Genomic DNA, 17806 nt, shown 5'->3' on the forward strand with positions numbered 1-17806 from the left:
AGAGGCTCAGCGGAAGATCTCAGTCCTTCTGACCAAGGAAGTTGCCGTTGCCCAGTGCAGGCTCCACTTCGCGGTGGGGGCGGGCAATGATGTGTGCAGCAACCAGGCCGTCACCGACGCGCTCGCAAGCATCAGCGCCAGCACGCACTGCAGCGTTCACAGCACCGGTTTCGCCGCGCACCAGAACGGTGACGTAACCGCCACCGACAAATTCGCGACCAATCAGGCGCACTTCGGCAGCCTTGGTCATGGCATCAGCTGCCTCGATGGCGGGGACCAGACCGCGGGTCTCGATCATGCCGAGGGCGATGCCCATGGTTTCGTTAGCCATTGCCTACCGGGAAAAGAGGTGGAATGTTCGCTGGGGACATTGCTCCGCCAGAACCCTTCCCGTCAAGCGATTTGGAAGACTTTCTTGATCACTGTCCATAGTGAACTAAATAAGCTGGGCTTATCACGCAGTGCCTCACTGTTCCGGTCTGCTGTGGTGGTTCCTGTGGTCACATCCGCACAAGTCGTTGTCGAGCGTGGTGAAACTCCATATCTTCACGCTGCAACACGCTCCCGAAGCCTTGCTGAGGGGTGGAATGTTCAACCCAAATGCGTGTTGCTCGGTCGAATCCAGAGATTTTTAAGTCCTACCCCCCCAATCAGCCCGCACAATGGAGGCCCTCATTCGTCGGGCCCCTTGTCGCTTCAGCTCACCATTGCCACGGGTAACCCCACCAAGGTTGCTGAAATTGAGGCCATGCTGGGTCCCCTTCCCATCCACGTTCAGCGTCAACCCGATGATCTGGATGTTGAGGAAACAGGAAGCACCTACCGGGAAAACGCCGAGCTGAAGGCCACCGCAGCAGCACTGCGAACTCAGGGTTGGGCGCTTGCAGACGATTCCGGGCTTGAAGTTGATGCACTCCAGTGCGCTCCTGGCCTGTTCTCCGCCCGATATGCCGAAGGCAACGACGCCAAAGTGCAGAGAATCCTTGCGGAGCTTGGCCCCTCCCTTTACCGCAGCGCCTGCTTCCGCAGCACGATGGTGCTGAGCGACCCCACAGGGACGTGCCGAGCGGCGGCAGAGGGCATTTGCTGGGGTGAGCTCCTCAGCGCACCGGCCTACCCAGGTGGCGGCTTTGAATCCTTGCTCTGGGTGCGTGAAGCCCGTTGCACCTATGGCGAACTGAACCCGGCACAACTCAGCCGACTGGGCAGTCGTGGCAAAGCAGCACGAGCTCTGGCACCTCAATTACGCCAACTTCTTGGCCTGAACTGAGTTCAACGATCAGCGAGCAGAGCGATCAGCGCAATCGTGCGTTTCGGTTGACATGGTCGATGGCGCGCATCGCTGCTGCCGCCGCTTCCTCAACATCACCTTCACGCCCCGCCAGGGTGAGGCGTCCAAAGGCACCCACAGCTTTCACGTCCACCAAAGTGATATTCGAGGATTTTTCAGCCTCATTGGCAGCAATCAGCACATACCCCGCCGGCTCGGTCTCCAGGATGAACATGCTCATCCCGGCCTCAATCATGGAACCGCGTCGGTTGAGGCGGTTGATCAACACGGCGTGGTCCGGCGTGATTGCTCGAATGACTTCGGTCCAGCTCACCTCTGCTGGAGAACGCTGCTCAATCGTGCTGCCAATCGCTTCCAGCACCACATCTCCGGAATGGAGAACAGTGCTCTGGTCGCGGTGATAGAGGGCCATCGAACCAAAAGCCCGCTCCACCACCATCTGGCCGAGGCGAACATTGCTGGCTTTCAGAGCAATGTCGGTGACGCGGTGAACTGCCATGCCCGGAGAAACCTCCATCCAGAGGCAGGCGTCTCCAGGAATGGGCAGGAATCCTTGACTCACCGACCCCATGTAGGCCGCAAGTTGAGGTTGCAGCGAGTCGATGAAGACGTGGGTGCGCAGTTCGATCGACTGCACTTGGCTGTTTTGGCGAAGCAGCCGGGGAGACTCAGAATCCGTCGTGACAACACAACTTGCCCCTCCCTGCTGGGAGGTCACCTCAGTCCCGGTGACGAGAGCACTACCGCCGCGTCGCCGCTCCCGAGCATCGAAGCTGGCAAAACGGGTCATGGCGGGGAGTGTACCGGACGAATCCTGGGCAAACGGGCCATCAAAGAGTTAAAGCCAGCGGTCTTGCACCTTGAAAGACAGCCGATACCGTCCAGAAAACCTCTCGAGATCCTGCAATGACTGAGCAGTCTTCTTTAAAACCAGTTGATCTCAACGCTGATCAGGCCCTTGGGATGGTCAGCTTCGGCCTGATGCAACGCCTCGCGCAGGATGGACAGGTGGATCTGCCCTGGCTGGAGGCATCAGGCAATCAAGACAGAGATCGTCTGCGTCAGCTGCGTCAACGCCTAGAGCTGACTGCATTAGCCATCGAAACAGGTGCCCCCCTGACCACGGCGGAAGTGAGCATGCTTCTCGGAGCCCGACCGGGAACGGAGCGGGCGGAACGCGGCGGCCTCGTTGCCCGTCGGGTCAGCCGCAACGTTTGGCGTTTGAGCAAAACAGAGGAGAGTGACCGTTCAGAGCGTTACGACGGATTCCGCCGCCGCCTTTGATCGCAAAGCAAGCTCTGTCGGCCAGGCCTGATCCCGAAGAGTTTGCGCTGGGTTTGACATCCAAGCCCCAATCTTTTGCAGCTTGAGGGGTGAACGTCGCATGGAGCGGCCATGGCCGGGCCCACCCTGTTAAAGGAATCAGGACCACGGGAGGTGTTCTGTGGTCTCACCTCGATCGTCTGGCTACATCGGCGCATGCCCGATGCCTTCTTTCTAGTGGTGGGATCCCGCACCTGCGCCCATCTGATCCAGAGCGCCGCTGGCGTGATGATTTTTGCCGAACCCCGTTTCGGCACCGCGATTCTCAACGAACGGGACCTGGCCGGCCTCGCCGATGCCCACGACGAGCTTGATCGCGTCTGCAAGGAACTGCTGCAACGCCGTCCCGAGATCCGCACGCTGTTTCTGGTGGGTTCTTGCCCCAGCGAAGTGATCAAGCTGGATCTAGCCCGGGCCGCCGAACGGCTGAACGACGAGCTCTCCGGCCGAGTGAGGGTGGTGAATTACTCCGGGAGCGGCATTGAAACCACCTTTACCCAGGGAGAAGACGGGGCGCTGGCGGCGCTGATTCCACTGCTCCCCGCTAGCGACGAGCGGCAGTTGCTACTGGTGGGCACCCTCGCCGATGCCGTGGAAGACAGGCTGATTCACCTGTTCCAGCGGATGGGCATCGAGACAATTCACAGCCTGCCTCCGCGGCAATCGACTGACCTGCCTGGGGTGGGAGCGGGAACCACGGTGCTACTCACCCAACCCTTTCTCACCGAAACCGCCCGCTTGCTGAGCGATCGCGGCGCCACGGTGCTCACGGCCCCATTTCCCCTGGGAGCCGAAGGCAGTCGCCGTTGGATGGAGGCTGCTGCCAATGCCTTCCATCTCCCGGACGAGCGGATCGCCGCAGTGCTCGATCCTTTGATGGAACGGGCCCAATGCGCCCTGGCCCGCCACCGCGCCGTGCTGGAGGGCAAGCGGATCTTTCTTCTCCCCGAATCCCAACTCGAACTGCCCCTGGCCCGGTTCCTGCAACGCGAATGCGGCATGGAGTTGGTGGAGGTGGGAACGCCTTATCTGAACCGTGAACAGATGGCCGCTGAGCTGGCCTTGCTCCCCGACGACACACCGGTGATGGAGGGGCAGCACGTGGAGCAACAGCTGGACCGGGTGCGCGCCAGCCAACCGGACCTTGTTGTCTGTGGCATGGGCCTCGCCAATCCGCTCGAGGCCGAAGGCATCGCCACCAAATGGTCGATCGAATTGGTGTTCAGCCCGATTCACGGCATCGACCAAGCCGGAGACCTGGCGGAACTGTTTTCCAGACCGTTGCGTCGCCGGCAAATGATTCGACCCGGTCTACATCCGAGCAACCCCGACCAAACCGTGCACGCCTGATCCCATGCAACTAACGCTCTGGACCTATGAAGGGCCACCCCATGTGGGGGCCATGCGCATCGCCGCCTCGATGCACGGCGTGCACTACGTGCTCCATGCCCCCCAGGGGGACACCTACGCCGACCTGCTGTTCACGATGATTGAGCGGCGCGGGCAACGTCCGCCGGTCACCTACACCACCTTCCAGGCCCGGGATCTCGGGGGTGACACCGCAGAACTGGTGAAACGGCATGTGCGCGAAGCCGTGGACCGCTTCCAACCCGATGCCCTGCTGGTGGGTGAGAGTTGCACCGCGGAGTTGATTCAGGATCAACCGGGCGCCCTGGCCCAGGGCATGGATCTGACCATGCCGGTCGTGAATCTTGAGCTGCCGGCTTACAGCAAGAAGGAGAACTGGGGAGCTGCGGAGACCTTCTATCAATTAATCCGCAACCTGCTCAAGGCGCAGGCCCCCACAGACATCAACCATGACCCCCAGGCATGGAAACAGGAGGGCCGTCGACCCCGGGTGAACCTGCTGGGGCCGTCTCTGCTCGGTTTCCGCTGCCGCGACGACGTACTGGAGGTGCAGAAGCTGCTCACCTTGCACGGCATCGATGTCGGCGTGGTGGCACCACTCGGTGCAGGGGTGGACGATCTGAAGCGCATCCCCGATGCCGATCTGAACGTTTGCCTCTATCCGGAGGTGGCCGAATCCACCTGCAGCTGGCTGGAGCGCAACTTCGGCATGCCCTTCAGTCGAACGGTACCGATCGGTGTCGGCGCCACCCACGATTTCCTCGTCGAAGTGCACACCCTGCTGGGGCTCGAGGCACCCGCTGCTGACGAGGGCTACAAACGCTCACGCTTGCCTTGGTATTCGGAGTCTGTGGACTCCACTTACCTCACCGGCAAGCGGGTGTTCATTTTCGGCGACGGCAGCCATGCCATTGCAGCAGCACGGATCTGCAGCCAAGAACTGGGCTTCAGCGTCGTGGGGCTGGGAACCTATAGCCGGGAGATGGCCAGGCCCGTCCGGGCAGCCGCCAAGGCCCTGGGTCTGGAGGCCTTGATCTGTGACGACTACCTAGAAGTGGAAGCCGCCATGGCCGAGGCAGCGCCAGAACTGGTGCTCGGAACACAAATGGAACGACACAGCGCCAAGCGGCTGGGGATTCCCTGCTCCGTGATCAGCACGCCGATGCATGTTCAAGACGTGCCGGCCCGGATGAGCCCCCAAATGGGCTGGGAAGGGGCAAACGTGATCTTCGACGACTGGGTGCATCCGCTGATGATGGGACTAGAGGAACACCTGATCGGAATGTTCCGCCACGACTTCGAATTCGTGGATGGCCACCAGAGCCATTTAGGCCATGCCGGTGGTGCCGGAGCAGCCGACATCTCCGCATTGAGCGACGTCCCGGAAGACGGCCAAGATTGTCTGCAATGGACAGCCGATGGGGAAGCCGAACTGAAGAAGATCCCCTTCTTCGTACGGGGCAAGGTGCGTCGCAACACCGAGGCTTACGCCCGCGATGTGGGCTGCCGGGAGATCAGCAGCGAAACGCTCTATGACGCCAAAGCCCACTTCAAGGCATGAGCAATTGCACTCATTTCTTTTTATTTAATTGAAAGAAATTCTGCTCTTGCCACCTAGCCAAGGGCCAGATCTTTCATTTCTTAGTGAAATCCAACCACTGCACATCTGCTGCTGTTGAATGAAAATGACTTCTCTTGCACAGGTCGCTGAATGACCACGACTCTGACGCGACCGGCGGACGGCGAAGGCAGTGTTCAGGTCCACCAGGACCCGGAAATGAACATCCAGGAGGAGACCCTGGTGATTGCCGTCTACGGCAAAGGTGGAATCGGCAAATCCACCACCTCATCGAACCTGTCAGCCGCCTTCTCAAAACTGGGCAAGCGCGTACTTCAGATCGGCTGCGACCCTAAGCACGACAGCACCTTCACCCTCACCCACAAGATGGTGCCGACGGTGATCGACATCCTCGAGGAGGTGGACTTCCACAGCGAAGAGCTGCGACCGGAGGATTTCGTCTTCACTGGCTTCAATGGTGTGCAGTGCGTTGAGAGTGGTGGCCCGCCAGCAGGAACTGGCTGCGGTGGTTACGTGACCGGACAGACCGTGAAGCTGCTCAAGGAGCATCACCTTCTGGAAGACACCGATGTGGTGATCTTCGATGTACTCGGCGATGTGGTGTGTGGTGGCTTTGCCGCCCCGCTGCAACACGCCAACTACTGCCTGATTGTGACGGCCAACGATTTCGATTCGATCTTCGCGATGAATCGCATCGTTCAGGCGATTCAGGCCAAAGCCAAGAACTACAAGGTGAGGCTGGGCGGCGTCGTTGCGAACCGCTCTGCTGACACTGATCAGATCGACAAGTTCAACGAACGCACCGGTCTGCGCACCATGGCCCATTTCAGGGATGTGGATGCCATTCGACGGTCGAGGCTGAAGAAATGCACCATCTTTGAAATGGATGATGACGATGAGGCAGTGGAAGCTGTACGCAATGAATACCTGCGGTTAGCCCAGAACATGCTCGACAAGGTGGAGCCCCTGGAGGCCGTATCCCTCAAAGACCGCGAAATCTTCGACCTGCTGGGCTTCGACTGAAGAGATTATTTCTGCGTACTGGAGCAATAAAACCAGCCCAACTTGGCCCTATAACTTCAGCCCTTCCTGGAGTGTGATCCTGAATGTGATTGCACTCCAGAGAAATAAATCGGATGTCTAGGCAACGACCACCTCAATCAAACCACCTCTCCAAGGCTCATCGCCTGGATAGAGAGCCGATACGAGCAAGCATGTTTTTTGCCCCCTGCTGATCAGGCTCAGGCCAAACCCACCAAGGCCATGGACAACTCCCACACGCGCCGGGCCGTCTCCGGATCGGTGGCCTTGTCGGATAGCTCCTGGCTGAACTGCTCGCCGTCCTTCTTCTGGCGGTTGCCCCAGCTCCAGTGCACGCCGGATTCGGCGAAGTCGGGATTGGCCACCACATCGGCCACCCGTTCTCCGGCCAAGGCCTGGGAGACGTAGCCGCCAGTGATGTTCTTCTGGAACCAGGGAAAGATCGTCTGGAACGCCTTGGGGGTGTTACGGAACAACGGGGTGTCGGCCACACAGCCGGGGTAGAGCGAGGTGAAGGTGATGCCCGTCTCCCCATGCAGCCGGCGGTGCAGCTCCTGGGTGGTGATCATGTTGCAGAGCTTGCTGTCCTTGTAAGCCTTACCGGGCTTGAACGCCTTGCCGCTGGCCATGGCGATGGGCTCCTTAAAGCCGGCTTCAAAGCCGGACAGGTCCCCCAGGTCCGCTGGTGCCGGAATCGGAATCTTGCCGCCCAGTTCCTTGGAGTTGGCCGTCACCGTGCCCAAGATCACCACCCGCCTGGAGGGGTGGCTGGAGGCCTGGAGTCGATCCAACAGCAGCTGCACCAGCAGGAAGTGGCCGAAGTGGTTGGTGGCCATCGAGATCTCGTAACCCTGGGGTGAGCGCTCCGGCTGCTTCAGCTTTGGCTTGTAAACGGCTGCATTACAGACCACGGCATCCAATCGCTGAGGCAAGGCCTCCACCGCCCGGCGCACACTGTCGAGATCACCCAGATCCATCAACACGTGCTGAAGCCGCTCCTTGGGGAGGTCGAGCTCGTCGGCAGCAGCAGCGGCCCGCTGCGGACTGCGATTGGCGGTAATCACCGTCCAGCCCCGCTTCACCAGGGCGCAGGTGGCATTCAGGCCCACACCGGAAGTGGTGCCGGTGATCAAAACGGTGCCGGGCGTGGACATCAAGACAGGGCCAGGAAGGCTGCCAGTCTGCCGGGCAGCACTCAATCCCAACACCGCTGGTCACGAATCTCAGCGCCAGATCACACGTAAGCGATTGGGTCCGATCCACTGATCCTGCTCGCTGATCAGGCGCTTCTCTCCTCCAATACTGAACAGACGATCGAACCGCTGCTGCAGCGTGTCCAATTTGGCCGTCTCGATGGACACCACCGCCGAGATTTCACTGTGACGGTCCATCCGTTCCTGATAAGCCACCGACAAGCGGATCAAGCTCACACAGCCCAACAAAACAAGACCTGCCTTGGCAGCCAAGGCGAGAAGGCTGCACTGCAGTTCTTGTTGGTCGGTCTGTCGCTGAATTGCTGCAGCCATGGTGGCTGCATCCGTGCGGGGAGCTGAACTTTGAGCCTGACTGGCGGTCACCGCATCAGCACGAACATCCGCTTTTAACGCAATCCGTTGACGGTGCCAAGACCAGCTCCACGCCCGTTGATATCACGAGCCGATTGAAATCAGGCTTCGTAGAGGCTGATGGAGAGACGCAGGGCCAGAACAGCGGCATGGGCAGCCACCACGAGGGCAATGAACACCTCAGGTGCAGAGAGAAGGGTTTCCATGGGAACCATGCATCAAACGCTCCCATTCTTCTCCGAGGGAGGGGCTGCAGGCCATCATTCGCAAAGGCCTGTCACACCAGCCCATGGATTCGGTTCTGATCGATGCCCCTGCAATCCGGTCGTTGGATCTGCGGCCGCTGGAGATCTGGAGCGATCAGCCGCTGAACACACTGCTCGGCCAAGGGCCAGTGCTCGAGCTCCGTTTCGACTGGCCCCGAGCCCAGGATGACCCGCGCGAACTACCGGAATGTCCGGAACCTCGCCTCTGGGCCCTGCGGGCGGATGCACGCTTCCCTTGGCTGCCACTGTTGCTTGAACGCGACCAGGGCAGCCTGATCCGCCATGTTGCCCTGGTAGTGCCTCACAGTTTCAGCCGCAGCGAAGGCCTGCGTTTTGACCCTGAGGCCTTGGAGCTCTGGGTGACGCATCGCTTGATGCGGCTGGACGACCTCTGCCAACAGCAGCTGGGACGGCCGATGCGAGGCAACCTCTCCCAGATGGCCGCAGCCCTGGGTTATGAGCTCGATGCAGGGTTCTGGTCATTACTGAACTGAACTGAACTGAATTGACTTGAACTGAACTGAACTGAACTGAACTGTTGAACAGTTGGCCATTCAGCTCAGCAAGAGCTGCAGGGCCCGCCTTGAGCTGTCGATCGCCAAGATGATGGCGAGACCCTTCAGGCAGCGCACCAGAAGAGCTGCGTCAAATTGATCGAGACGGCTGGCTGCCCACTGGGCGGCAATGGCCGCCACCCCACCCAGCAGCAACCCCATCAGAGGAACCCCGCGGCCCTCATGCAGGAACTGCAGAGACGCTGCGCTGGCTGAACAGAGCACCGCTACCGTGCTGAGCCGCACGGCCTGATGAATCGGCACGGATAACGGACCGCTCATCAGCGGCACCATCACCAGCCCCCCGCCTAGGCCCAACATCCCGGCGGTCCAGCCGGCGATGCAACCCACACCAGCCAACTGCGGTGCTCTGCTGTCATCAACGTCCTCGCTTGCGTCTTCCTCGGCCCGTTCCCGAACGCAGAACGCCAGCACGATGTACATCAAGGTCTGCATCGCCAACAGCATCCATCCCGCCGCAAAGCCAGCCAGGCCACCGAACAACAGGGCCGAGCCAAAGGCCGCCAAGCCGATGGCGAGCCCGGGCCGTGTCGGTACCCGCCCTTGGCGCAGGTGAGTGATGGTGCCCGCCAGCGCCGTGGGCACAATGGCGAAACTGCTCGTGGCCAGAGCCTGATGGGGCGGAAGATCGAGCCAGAGCAGGAGCGGCGCAAAGATCAAGCCGCCGCCAATCCCCAACAGCCCGGCCAAGCCGCCCGCCAGAAGCCCAAGGGCAATCAGGATCGGCACATCCCACCAGGGCACCATGGCGTGCGATCGATGCTTTCCTCCAGCATGCCCGCAACCGGGCGTCTGCTTCCCACCCAGCAAGCGGATGGACACACCCAGATGGCCTTGGATGCCTGGCTTCTAAAGCGATGCAACGGCCCGGCATTGCGCTTTTACCGCTGGGATGGACCCTGGCTCTCGCTGGGACGCCATCAACGCCAGTGGCCTGAGCACTGGAATGAACTGGCCCGCCGCGGCCGCCTCAGCCTGGTGCGCCGCCCCAGCGGCGGCCGAGCGGTGCTGCATGCCGGCGGTCTCACCTACGCCTTGATCTGGCCTGATGCACCACGACGTCGCCAGGAGGCCTACCGCCAGGCCTGTCAGTGGTTGGTTGATGGCTTCAAGGGACTCGGTCTACCGCTGCACTTCGGATCCGACCCGGCTGGAGCCGAAGCCAGCAACTGTTTTGCCAGTGCAACGGTGGCCGACCTGGTGGATGGATCCGGAGTCAAACGGGTCGGCAGCGCCCAGCTCTGGCAGAACGGTCGTCTGCTTCAACACGGCGAAATCCTGCTGGATCCGCCCGCCGACCTTTGGTCCGAGGTGTTTGGGGAAGCGGCACCGGCAGTAGCCCCGACGCAGATCAGCCGACTGGATCTGGATCAGCAGCTGCGCCAGAGCATGATTCAGTCGTGGCCTGACTTCTGTTGGCACATGCAGCCCCTGAACACCAAAGAAGTTCAGGAGTTGGACGACGAGCTGGCGTCCTGGTCGGAGCTCTGAGCCTGCATCGTCTGGACCATTTGAGGGAGCATCGCCAGCCCCAGGGGATAGCCATTGCGCTTGCGCGCCTCCTCAAGGATCGCGGAGGGGAGGCTCACCCCCAGACGCTTCAGCACCGCATCCCCCACATCCATACGATCGAGAGTGCCGGAGGGAAGCCCCGCAGCACTCATCACCAGAAGGCGTCCCTGGGATGCCTTCTCAACGGCAGGCACCGCTTCCACCAGAGAGGAGGAACACACGATTGAGGGCAGTTCAGAGAGGGGGCGTAGATGATCCTCGAGTCGCTGCTGGTCCCATTGCTGCACAGGCAAGAGCTTCAAGGGCTGATCATCAATCCAGCCCACCCATCGACCGCTCTTGCAGACGAGCACCCAATCAGCCGGACCCTCCTCCTCGCTGGCGGTCAGCCGCAGCTGGCTGAGGCGCCGCAAGGTCTGATCAGCCTCCAACACGCGAAAGCGTCGGCCCGCCGAAGCCTCCACCTTCAATTCGCGCAGCACGTTCTGCAATTGCAGCATCTGGGTTTGGCTGCGGTTGGCACCCAGCCCGAACCAGCCGATCAACATCAACAGGATTCCGTTGATCCCCCAGCCCTGCCAGAGCAGGACCCCGCCCATCAGGATCATCAGAATCGACAAGGCCCGCCCGGACGCCGAAGCCACCTGAACGCCTTTCTGCTGACTGCCGCTGACCTGCCAGACCAAGGCCTTGAGGATCAACCCACCATCCAGGGGCAGCCCCGGCAAAAGGTTGAACAGTCCCAGCATCAGGTTGAGCAACCCCACCTGGCTCAACAGTTGCGTGGCCAAGGGCTGGGTGTCGGAGAGAGCTGCAGCACCCAGCAGCATCCCGAGGGCCAGCAACAAACTGACGATCGGACCAGCCGCCGCGATGCGCAGATTGCCCATGGCGGTGGGGCATTCCTTTTCAACCCGGGCAATACCGCCCAGATGAAACAGGGTGATGCTCAAGACCTTCACCCCTTCCCGCAGGGCCATCAGGGCATGACCCAGCTCATGCAGCAGCACGGAGCTAAACAGCAGCAAGGTTGTTAGAAAAGCCAAACCCCAGCTGGCTGTTCCCGAGGCCGTGGCGGCATAACGGGATTGGAACAACGTGGTGAAAATCGCTACGGCAAACAACCAGCTGGGCTGGAGCCGCAATGGAATTCCGCCGATTTTGAGCAACTGCCAGCCCTCTCCCACCGCCAATTCCGTCGTGTGCCGCTGTCGCGGGCTGTCATCCACGATCCTAGGGAGAGCAATCGATGCAGCCCTTGCGTGATCCCCGCCCCACTCCAGACCTCAAGATCTGTGGGATCACCGACCTTGAGCAAGCACTCGCCATTGCGCGCATGGACGTACAGGCGATTGGCGTGATCGGCGTTGAAGACACCCCGCGCTACGTCGAACCATCCCAACGCAGGGCCTTGTTCAGTGTGCTCGAGGAGCAGCATCCGCCACTGCATCGGGTTTGGGTTGTCGCAGATCCCGACGATGCGGCTCTTGAGGAAGCGCTGAGCGGTGCAGGCCAGCCCTCCGTGGTGCAACTGCACGGCAGCGAATCCAGCGAGCGCTGCCAGACCTTGAAACAGCGCTATCCGCGTCACCTGTGGTGGAAAGCGTTGCGGGTGCGCGAACCCGAGGATCTCCTGCAACTGGAGCACTACGCCCCGCACGTGAACGCGCTGCTCCTCGATGCCTGGAGCGCCGATCAACTCGGCGGCACCGGCCACCGGTTGCCCCTCGATTGGCTCAGTCAGACCGAGCTCTCGGTGCCGTGGTGGCTTGCGGGGGGGGTGAGTGCGGAGTGGGTTCCTGAACTCCTCAGCCGTGTCAGCCCCAAAGGCCTGGACGCCTCCAGCCGACTCGAAGAACGACCTGGATGGAAAAACCTCGACAAGGTTCAAGCCCTTGTCGAGGCAGTGCAGAAGAATTGATTCAGAGCTGATCAGGTGCTGAGCAGCGCTTGCTGCTGACGCACCAGCTCAAAGAACTCCTGCTTGAGGCTTGGATCGTGGCGGAAATCGCCGCGCACCACCGAGTTCACCATGCTGGTTTGGGGCTCCTTCACACCACGCCACTTCATGCAGTAGTGCTGCGCCTTAATGATGATTCCGAGGCCCTGAGGCTCGCAGAGCTTCTCAATTTCATCGGCAAGGATCATCACCGCTTCCTCCTGAATGTGGGGGCGGGAGAACACCCAATCAGCCACGCGGGTGAACTTGGAAAGGCCGATCACGCGGGAGCCAGGCTTGATTCCGATCCAGCAGTTGCCCATGATCGGCACCAGGTGGTGGGAACAGGCGGAACGCACCGTAATCGGTCCAACGGTGTAGATCTCATCCAGCTGCTTCACATTCGGGAAGCTGGCCACCTTGGGTTGCTGGTGGTAGCGCCCTTTGAACACTTCCTGCAGGTACATCTTGGCGACCCGCTCGGCCGTCTCGTGAGTGTTGTGGTCGTTATCGATATCGATCACGAGGCTGCGCAGCAGGTCGCGAACCTTGTCAGCGACTTCAACCTGCAATTGATCCAATTCACCAGGCAGGAGGTGATCGGCAATGTTGTCATTGGCCAGGAAAGACGCACCTGCTTCTCTCAGGCGTTCACGAATCCGCGCTGAAATCTTTGGACTCAAGCTGCTGCGGCCATTGCCGTTGCCGTTGGCGACGCCGTTGGAAACGAAAGGGACTGTGGAGGTCATGGTGTTCGCTCAGAAGGCGCCGGCGGCCGGCATAAGGGTGAGGTCTTCGATCAACTGGTTGCTGGGTTGCATCACCAGATTCGCCAGTGTTTCTGCTGCCTGATCGACAGAGAGCATGGCACGACGATCGAAATCGCTTTGTACGGTTTCCGCGTCCCACAGCGGAGTGTTGACGGCTCCGAGAGTGAGGGTGCAGGCACGAATGCCATGGCCTCGCTCCTCTTCAGCCAGACAGCGGGTGAAGCTGGCCAAAGCAGCCTTGGTCACGCAATACGCGCCCCATTGGGGGAAGGCATTGCGGGCGGCATGACTGCTGATGTTGATCACCAGTCCGCCGTGCTTTCGCATGGAGGGAACAACTGCTGAACAAACTTGCATCACGCTGGTGACATTCAGCTGTAACAGCCATTGCCAACGCTCCAGCGGCATGGCCATAAGGTCGCCGGTGTAAGCGGCACCGGCGTTGTTGATCAACACCGCAGGTGTAGCCCCCTGCTGCAGCAGGTCAGCCATCGCTGAACCGATCGCATCAGCTTGGGTCAGATCAATGGCAGCAGACGCCACGGAGACGCCTTGATCCCTGAGCTGTGCACCGAGCTGATCAAGTTGATCGGCACTGCGGGCCGTCAAAAGCAGGTCCCAGCCTTGTTGAGCCAGAAGCTCAGCTGTGCGGCGACCAATGCCTCGACTCGCACCCGTGATTAGAGCCGTTGGCAAAAACCGTTAGCAAACCGCGATATTTTAAGCCGCTTTCTCGACATCCTGTGAAGTTTTTTCGAGAAAGCGCCCCATCGCCCTGAATTTGGAGTAGCGGGCATCGCGGAGCTCCTGTTCCGACAGGCTCAACAATTCATCGAGATGCCGGTCAATCGCCGCCCGCAGAATTGCGCCGGCCTCCAACGGTGCCCAGTTGTTGCCACCGGATGGCTCCTCGAGCACCTCATCCACCACCCCCAGCTCCAATAAATCGCGGCCGGTGATTCGCAAAGCCGCCGCTGCATCAGGCGCCTTCGCTGCATCACGCCAGAGAATGGAGGCGCAGGCTTCAGGGCTGGCAACGGTGTAAACGCTGTGCTCGAACATCAGCAATCGGTCCGCCACACCGATCCCCAACGCACCCCCGGAACCGCCTTCGCCGATCACAGTGGCGATCACCGGAACGCGTAAGCGGAACATTTCACGCAGGTTGACTGCGATTGCTTCACCCTGGCCCTGCTCCTCCGCTTCGAGTCCGGCATAGGCGCCAGGAGTATCGATAAAAGTGAGGATCGGCAAGCGAAAGCGATCGGCGTGGTCCATCAACCGCATCGCTTTGCGGTAGCCACCCGGAGCGGCCATCCCGAAATTGCGTGCGACGTTTTCCTTGGTGTCGCGTCCTTTCTGATGGCCGATCAACATGATCGGTCGATCACCAACCCTTCCGACGCCGCCAATCAACGCCTGATCGTCATTGCCACGACGGTCTCCATGCAGTTCGACCCAGTCGTCACAGAACATCTGAATGAAATCCAGCGTGCTCGGACGATGCGGGTGGCGGGCGACCTGAATCTTCTGGGCGGGAGTCAGACCCTGAAAGATCTCCTGACGCCGACGGGCTGCGAGGGTCTCCAGCTGCTGCAGCTGCTGCGACACGTCAACTTCCGAATCCCTGGCCAACTGGCGGATTTGCTCAATCTGCTGCTCCAGCTCAACAAGCGGTTTTTCGAACTCAAGCAGGGGGCGACGGGGCATGGCTCTCCGGGGATCAGGCGGCAGTGGCCTGCAGGTTGGGATGGAGGTTCAGAGTGCTGAACCCATGGCGGACCGATGCCGCACCAATGAAATCCATCTTCTCGAGGGTGATGTTGTTGCGCCCCCAGCTGAAGTTGGTGTGACAGCGCTCGAACTCGAGCAGCATGGCCTCTGCGAAACAAGCAAACATCTGGCGCTGAGGTTTCTCCATCTCGGCGATGGCCATCATCGACCAACCGATGTCGCGGCAGAACTCAACGATTCCACCCTTCAAGACGTGAATCCCGCCACCAGCGACCTTGGTATCCAGATTCTTGGGGTAGCCCCCATCAATCATCAAACAAGGCTTCTTCAGGCTGTTGTGGTCGATCTCAAGCGTCTTGGGCATGCTTGCCACCCAGACGACCACATCCGCCTCCGGCAGAGCCTCATCGAGCGTCAGGATCCTTCCACCGCCGAGCTCCTGTTGCAGGTCCAGCAACGGTTGCTGCTGTCGCGCCACTAGTAACAGTTCTTCGACGCCGGTCCGCGCCTGCAGCCAACGGCAGACGGCGGAACCGATGTCACCGGTCGCTCCAACAACGGCGACCTTGGCCTTACTTAGGTCGATACCGAGAGTTGGCGCGTTGTTCTCCACCTGGCGGCAGATCACCCAGGCCGTGTGAGTGTTCCCTGTGGTGAACCGCTGCCAATCCAGGGTGGTGCTGCGCACCGTCTGGTGCTGCAGCAGATTGAAATTCTCGAAAATGATCGAGGTAAAACCGCCCAGGGCGGTGATGTTGATGCCCTTCTTCTGGGCAAGTTCCATCGCGTTGAGCACCTTGCGCCGAGCCGTCTTGAAACGGCTCAGCATCTCGGGCACGAAGCAAGAGTCGATGTAGGCACCCTCAATGGTCGTGCCCGTTGGACTGGTGACTTCGACGTGCTCAACAAGCTGCGGAGGTGCGCTGCACCACACATCGAGATCTCCGTCCGAAATGTGATCGAACCCGAGTTCCATTGCCTTGCGGCGAGCGGCCTCAAAACTCGTTGAATGTCCGATCAGACCAAACATGTACTACCGCTGACGTCTCAAAGAACATCTCAAGGAACCATGCTCCCACGCCAACCGGTATCGACGGCAACGTGCCTGTCGAAAAACCGGCGTTAATTGGGTCCTGAACTGGCCTAAACGGCCAGAGCTGCCGCCGCCATCCGGGCGATGTCACGGGACGTGAAGCCGATTTCACCCAACGCTTCCTGGTAGGCGATCAGGAAATCTTCGATCAGGTCTTCCTTTTCCATATGGAGGACGGCAGCGTCAGCAGCCACGTCTTCCAGCATCGAGCGGATCAGGGGAAGATTGGCCTTGTTTGCTTCGAACAGCTCATCCTTGCTGGTTTCGAAGTTGGCCTTCAGCCATTCCTGGCCATAGTTCAGATGGGTGTACTCATCTTTGACAACACCCTCAGTGATCTTGCGAGCGAAGGGATCAGCAACGGGGATATAGATGTGATAAGCCGAAATGGCGAACGCTTCGATCAACAGAGCCTGGATCAACAGGCAAGTAACAACCTTGCCTTCCTTGAGCGCAGCTTGGAAGTTGCCGTGAAGCGGTTCGAAGAACTTCTTGGCAAAAGGAAGGTCAGCTTCAACGCCCAGGTTCCGGCCGCAGGAGGTGAAGCCCTTCATGTGCTTCATTTCCATCCGTGCCAGGCGCTTGAGCTCCTCAGCCTGGTCAGGGATCAGCGTCCCGAGAGAAATGTAGTTGTCATGGGCTTCCTGCTCGCCCTCGATCACGATGGCGTTAATCCGGCTGTAGGCGTCCTTGTACGCAGCGGTTGTGAAATCGGGCAGTGCGTCTTGGCCCTCCAGCACAGGTGCTTCAGGTGCGTTGAGGGTCGTCATAGGACGCTTGCTACCACTTCAGTGGGACCGACAATAACCAGTGCCCCCAGAGTTGGGGACACATGCGTCCAAAGTTCAGGACTTGGGCGCGCCGTTGGACGGGTTGGTGAGCAGGCTTTGGGAGGGGGGCCAGTCACTCGCCATAAGGGTCTGAAAACGCACCTGCCAATGGCGAATAAGACGTTCCTCCAAGCGGCGGCCCAGGTCTGTCGATGCCGGACGCGCATCCCCGATCACTCCCGTCACGCTGAGATCGTCGGTGAGCCAAGCGCAGGGTGCCGCTCCTTCGAGACTCCAACCCTCCGGCGGTTCCTGAGAGGAGCCAGACGATACAAGTCCATCAACAGGGCGGGCTGAACCGACCAGGTCTGGCTCGAGCTGCAACATCAAGCTGGTTTCGGCTTGCCCAGCATGCAAACCATGGAGCAACTCCTCTTCTGGCAACAGATCAGCCAACCCTTCCACACCACTCCAAAGAAAACAGGGAAGAACAGCCAGCGACGGGCTGCGGGCCCGCAGCTGGCGGGCCGCCACCTGCAACAAACCGATTTGGCCGCCGTGGGCATTGAACAGAACGAGGCGTTGCATCCCCATCGCCGCCAATTGCATGCCCACCTGGTCAACCAATTCCAGAATGAGAGGAGCCGAAAGGCTGAGAGTGCCAGAGAAATTCTTGTGCTCGGGCGAAAAACCAAGGGCCTGACATGGCAGCCGCCATAGCGGCAGAGCTGGATCAAGCCCGAGCAGAACCGAATCAAGGATGCTTTCAGCGAATACGGCATCCGTCGACAGCGGCAGATGAGGTCCGTGTTGCTCACAGGCTCCGAATGGCCAGATCACCGTGGCACCAGGCCGGCTGGCAGCATTTCTGGCCTCGGGCCATGTCAGCTGATCAAATCGCTTTCGGAGCTGGTCCATGGAGTTACACAGGCAGGAGGGTGCTGATCCCAGCCCAGCCTGTCAAAATGGTCGATCGATGA

General features: G+C 60.2%; 21 protein-coding genes. 8 read left to right on the forward strand and 13 right to left on the reverse strand.

What is annotated here, in order from left to right:
- Positions 1 to 19: 19 nt before the first annotated feature.
- Complete coding sequence (csoS1, locus tag NCN06_RS03695) at positions 20 to 331, reverse strand: alpha-carboxysome major shell protein CsoS1 (protein WP_006169870.1); 312 nt, start codon at positions 329 to 331, stop codon at positions 20 to 22.
- Between the two features lie 357 nt (positions 332 to 688).
- On the opposite strand from csoS1, the gene NCN06_RS03700 reads away from it, so the two are divergent.
- Positions 689 to 1270 (forward strand): non-canonical purine NTP pyrophosphatase, encoded by a 582-nt coding sequence (locus tag NCN06_RS03700; protein ID WP_226398819.1) that lies wholly within the window; start codon positions 689 to 691, stop codon positions 1268 to 1270.
- Positions 1271 to 1295: 25 nt separating this feature from the next.
- Here NCN06_RS03700 and NCN06_RS03705 read toward each other — a convergent pair whose 3' ends face one another.
- The gene (locus NCN06_RS03705) at positions 1296 to 2081 is read right to left on the reverse strand and encodes a BMC domain-containing protein (RefSeq protein ID WP_115023891.1); all 786 of its coding nucleotides are present in this window, start codon (positions 2079 to 2081) and stop codon (positions 1296 to 1298) included.
- Between the two features lie 116 nt (positions 2082 to 2197).
- On the opposite strand from NCN06_RS03705, the gene NCN06_RS03710 reads away from it, so the two are divergent.
- From NCN06_RS03710 to bchL, 4 genes are all read left to right on the forward strand, one after another.
- Entirely contained in the window at positions 2198 to 2575 is a 378-nt protein-coding gene (locus NCN06_RS03710) for a DUF8679 domain-containing protein (RefSeq protein WP_115023893.1), read from the forward strand.
- 111 nt (positions 2576 to 2686) lie between these two features.
- Positions 2687 to 3964: a ferredoxin:protochlorophyllide reductase (ATP-dependent) subunit N gene (locus tag NCN06_RS03715; protein ID WP_226398818.1), complete on the forward strand. Its 1278-nt coding sequence runs from the start codon at positions 2687 to 2689 to the stop codon at positions 3962 to 3964.
- Between the two features lie 4 nt (positions 3965 to 3968).
- Positions 3969 to 5543, forward strand: a complete 1575-nt coding sequence (locus NCN06_RS03720; RefSeq protein ID WP_226398817.1) for a ferredoxin:protochlorophyllide reductase (ATP-dependent) subunit B — start codon at positions 3969 to 3971, stop codon at positions 5541 to 5543.
- 150 nt (positions 5544 to 5693) lie between these two features.
- A complete protein-coding gene (gene bchL, locus NCN06_RS03725) occupies positions 5694 to 6584 on the forward strand; it encodes a ferredoxin:protochlorophyllide reductase (ATP-dependent) iron-sulfur ATP-binding protein (RefSeq protein ID WP_115095155.1) in 891 nt (296 codons plus the stop codon).
- Between the two features lie 218 nt (positions 6585 to 6802).
- Here the strand turns inward: bchL and NCN06_RS03730 are convergent, their stop codons facing one another.
- From NCN06_RS03730 to psaM, 3 genes are all read right to left on the reverse strand, one after another.
- Complete coding sequence (locus NCN06_RS03730) at positions 6803 to 7756, reverse strand: protochlorophyllide reductase (protein ID WP_226398816.1); 954 nt, start codon at positions 7754 to 7756, stop codon at positions 6803 to 6805.
- Between the two features lie 69 nt (positions 7757 to 7825).
- Positions 7826 to 8179, reverse strand: coding sequence for a hypothetical protein (locus NCN06_RS03735; RefSeq protein WP_226398815.1), 354 nt, complete (start codon positions 8177 to 8179; stop codon positions 7826 to 7828).
- An 89-nt stretch (positions 8180 to 8268) separates the two neighbouring features.
- Positions 8269 to 8373 carry a photosystem I reaction center subunit XII gene (gene psaM / locus NCN06_RS03740; RefSeq protein ID WP_170951253.1) on the reverse strand — a complete coding sequence of 35 codons (105 nt, stop codon included), beginning with the start codon at positions 8371 to 8373 and terminating at the stop codon, positions 8269 to 8271.
- Between the two features lie 83 nt (positions 8374 to 8456).
- On the opposite strand from psaM, the gene NCN06_RS03745 reads away from it, so the two are divergent.
- Positions 8457 to 8927 carry a CRR6 family NdhI maturation factor gene (locus NCN06_RS03745; protein WP_250398686.1) on the forward strand — a complete coding sequence of 157 codons (471 nt, stop codon included), beginning with the start codon at positions 8457 to 8459 and terminating at the stop codon, positions 8925 to 8927.
- Between the two features lie 60 nt (positions 8928 to 8987).
- On the opposite strand, the gene NCN06_RS03750 is transcribed toward NCN06_RS03745, so the two are convergent.
- Positions 8988 to 9755, reverse strand: a complete 768-nt coding sequence (locus NCN06_RS03750) for a sulfite exporter TauE/SafE family protein (RefSeq protein WP_226398814.1) — start codon at positions 9753 to 9755, stop codon at positions 8988 to 8990.
- Between the two features lie 12 nt (positions 9756 to 9767).
- Between NCN06_RS03750 and NCN06_RS03755 the strand changes: the two genes are divergently transcribed.
- The gene (locus tag NCN06_RS03755) at positions 9768 to 10499 is read left to right on the forward strand and encodes a lipoate--protein ligase family protein (protein WP_250398687.1); all 732 of its coding nucleotides are present in this window, start codon (positions 9768 to 9770) and stop codon (positions 10497 to 10499) included.
- Here NCN06_RS03755 and NCN06_RS03760 read toward each other — a convergent pair.
- On the reverse strand, positions 10457 to 11707 hold the full coding sequence (locus NCN06_RS03760; protein WP_226398833.1) for a site-2 protease family protein: 1251 nt from the start codon (positions 11705 to 11707) through the stop codon (positions 10457 to 10459). The two genes, NCN06_RS03755 and NCN06_RS03760, sit on opposite strands and share 43 nt — an antisense overlap.
- A gap of 62 nt (positions 11708 to 11769) precedes the next feature.
- On the opposite strand from NCN06_RS03760, the gene NCN06_RS03765 reads away from it, so the two are divergent.
- Positions 11770 to 12441: a phosphoribosylanthranilate isomerase gene (locus NCN06_RS03765; RefSeq protein WP_250398688.1), complete on the forward strand. Its 672-nt coding sequence runs from the start codon at positions 11770 to 11772 to the stop codon at positions 12439 to 12441.
- A gap of 11 nt (positions 12442 to 12452) precedes the next feature.
- Here the strand turns inward: NCN06_RS03765 and folE are convergent, their stop codons facing one another.
- The 6 genes from folE to NCN06_RS03795 form a co-directional block, all read right to left on the reverse strand.
- Positions 12453 to 13208, reverse strand: coding sequence for a GTP cyclohydrolase I (gene folE, locus NCN06_RS03770; protein ID WP_226398811.1), 756 nt, complete (start codon positions 13206 to 13208; stop codon positions 12453 to 12455).
- A gap of 9 nt (positions 13209 to 13217) precedes the next feature.
- The gene (locus NCN06_RS03775; RefSeq protein WP_250398689.1) at positions 13218 to 13925 is read right to left on the reverse strand and encodes an SDR family oxidoreductase; all 708 of its coding nucleotides are present in this window, start codon (positions 13923 to 13925) and stop codon (positions 13218 to 13220) included.
- Between the two features lie 24 nt (positions 13926 to 13949).
- Positions 13950 to 14939: an acetyl-CoA carboxylase carboxyltransferase subunit alpha gene (locus tag NCN06_RS03780; RefSeq protein ID WP_115023910.1), complete on the reverse strand. Its 990-nt coding sequence runs from the start codon at positions 14937 to 14939 to the stop codon at positions 13950 to 13952.
- A gap of 13 nt (positions 14940 to 14952) precedes the next feature.
- Positions 14953 to 15993, reverse strand: coding sequence for a long-chain acyl-[acyl-carrier-protein] reductase (locus NCN06_RS03785; protein WP_115023911.1), 1041 nt, complete (start codon positions 15991 to 15993; stop codon positions 14953 to 14955).
- 113 nt (positions 15994 to 16106) lie between these two features.
- Positions 16107 to 16826, reverse strand: coding sequence for an aldehyde oxygenase (deformylating) (locus tag NCN06_RS03790; RefSeq protein WP_115023913.1), 720 nt, complete (start codon positions 16824 to 16826; stop codon positions 16107 to 16109).
- Positions 16827 to 16901: 75 nt separating this feature from the next.
- On the reverse strand, positions 16902 to 17744 hold the full coding sequence (locus NCN06_RS03795) for a creatininase family protein (RefSeq protein ID WP_226398809.1): 843 nt from the start codon (positions 17742 to 17744) through the stop codon (positions 16902 to 16904).
- Positions 17745 to 17806: the final 62 nt, after the last annotated feature.

Origin of the sequence: Synechococcus sp. MU1648, from assembly GCF_023630615.1 — a bacterium.
Classification (GTDB): domain Bacteria; phylum Cyanobacteriota; class Cyanobacteriia; order PCC-6307; family Cyanobiaceae; genus Parasynechococcus.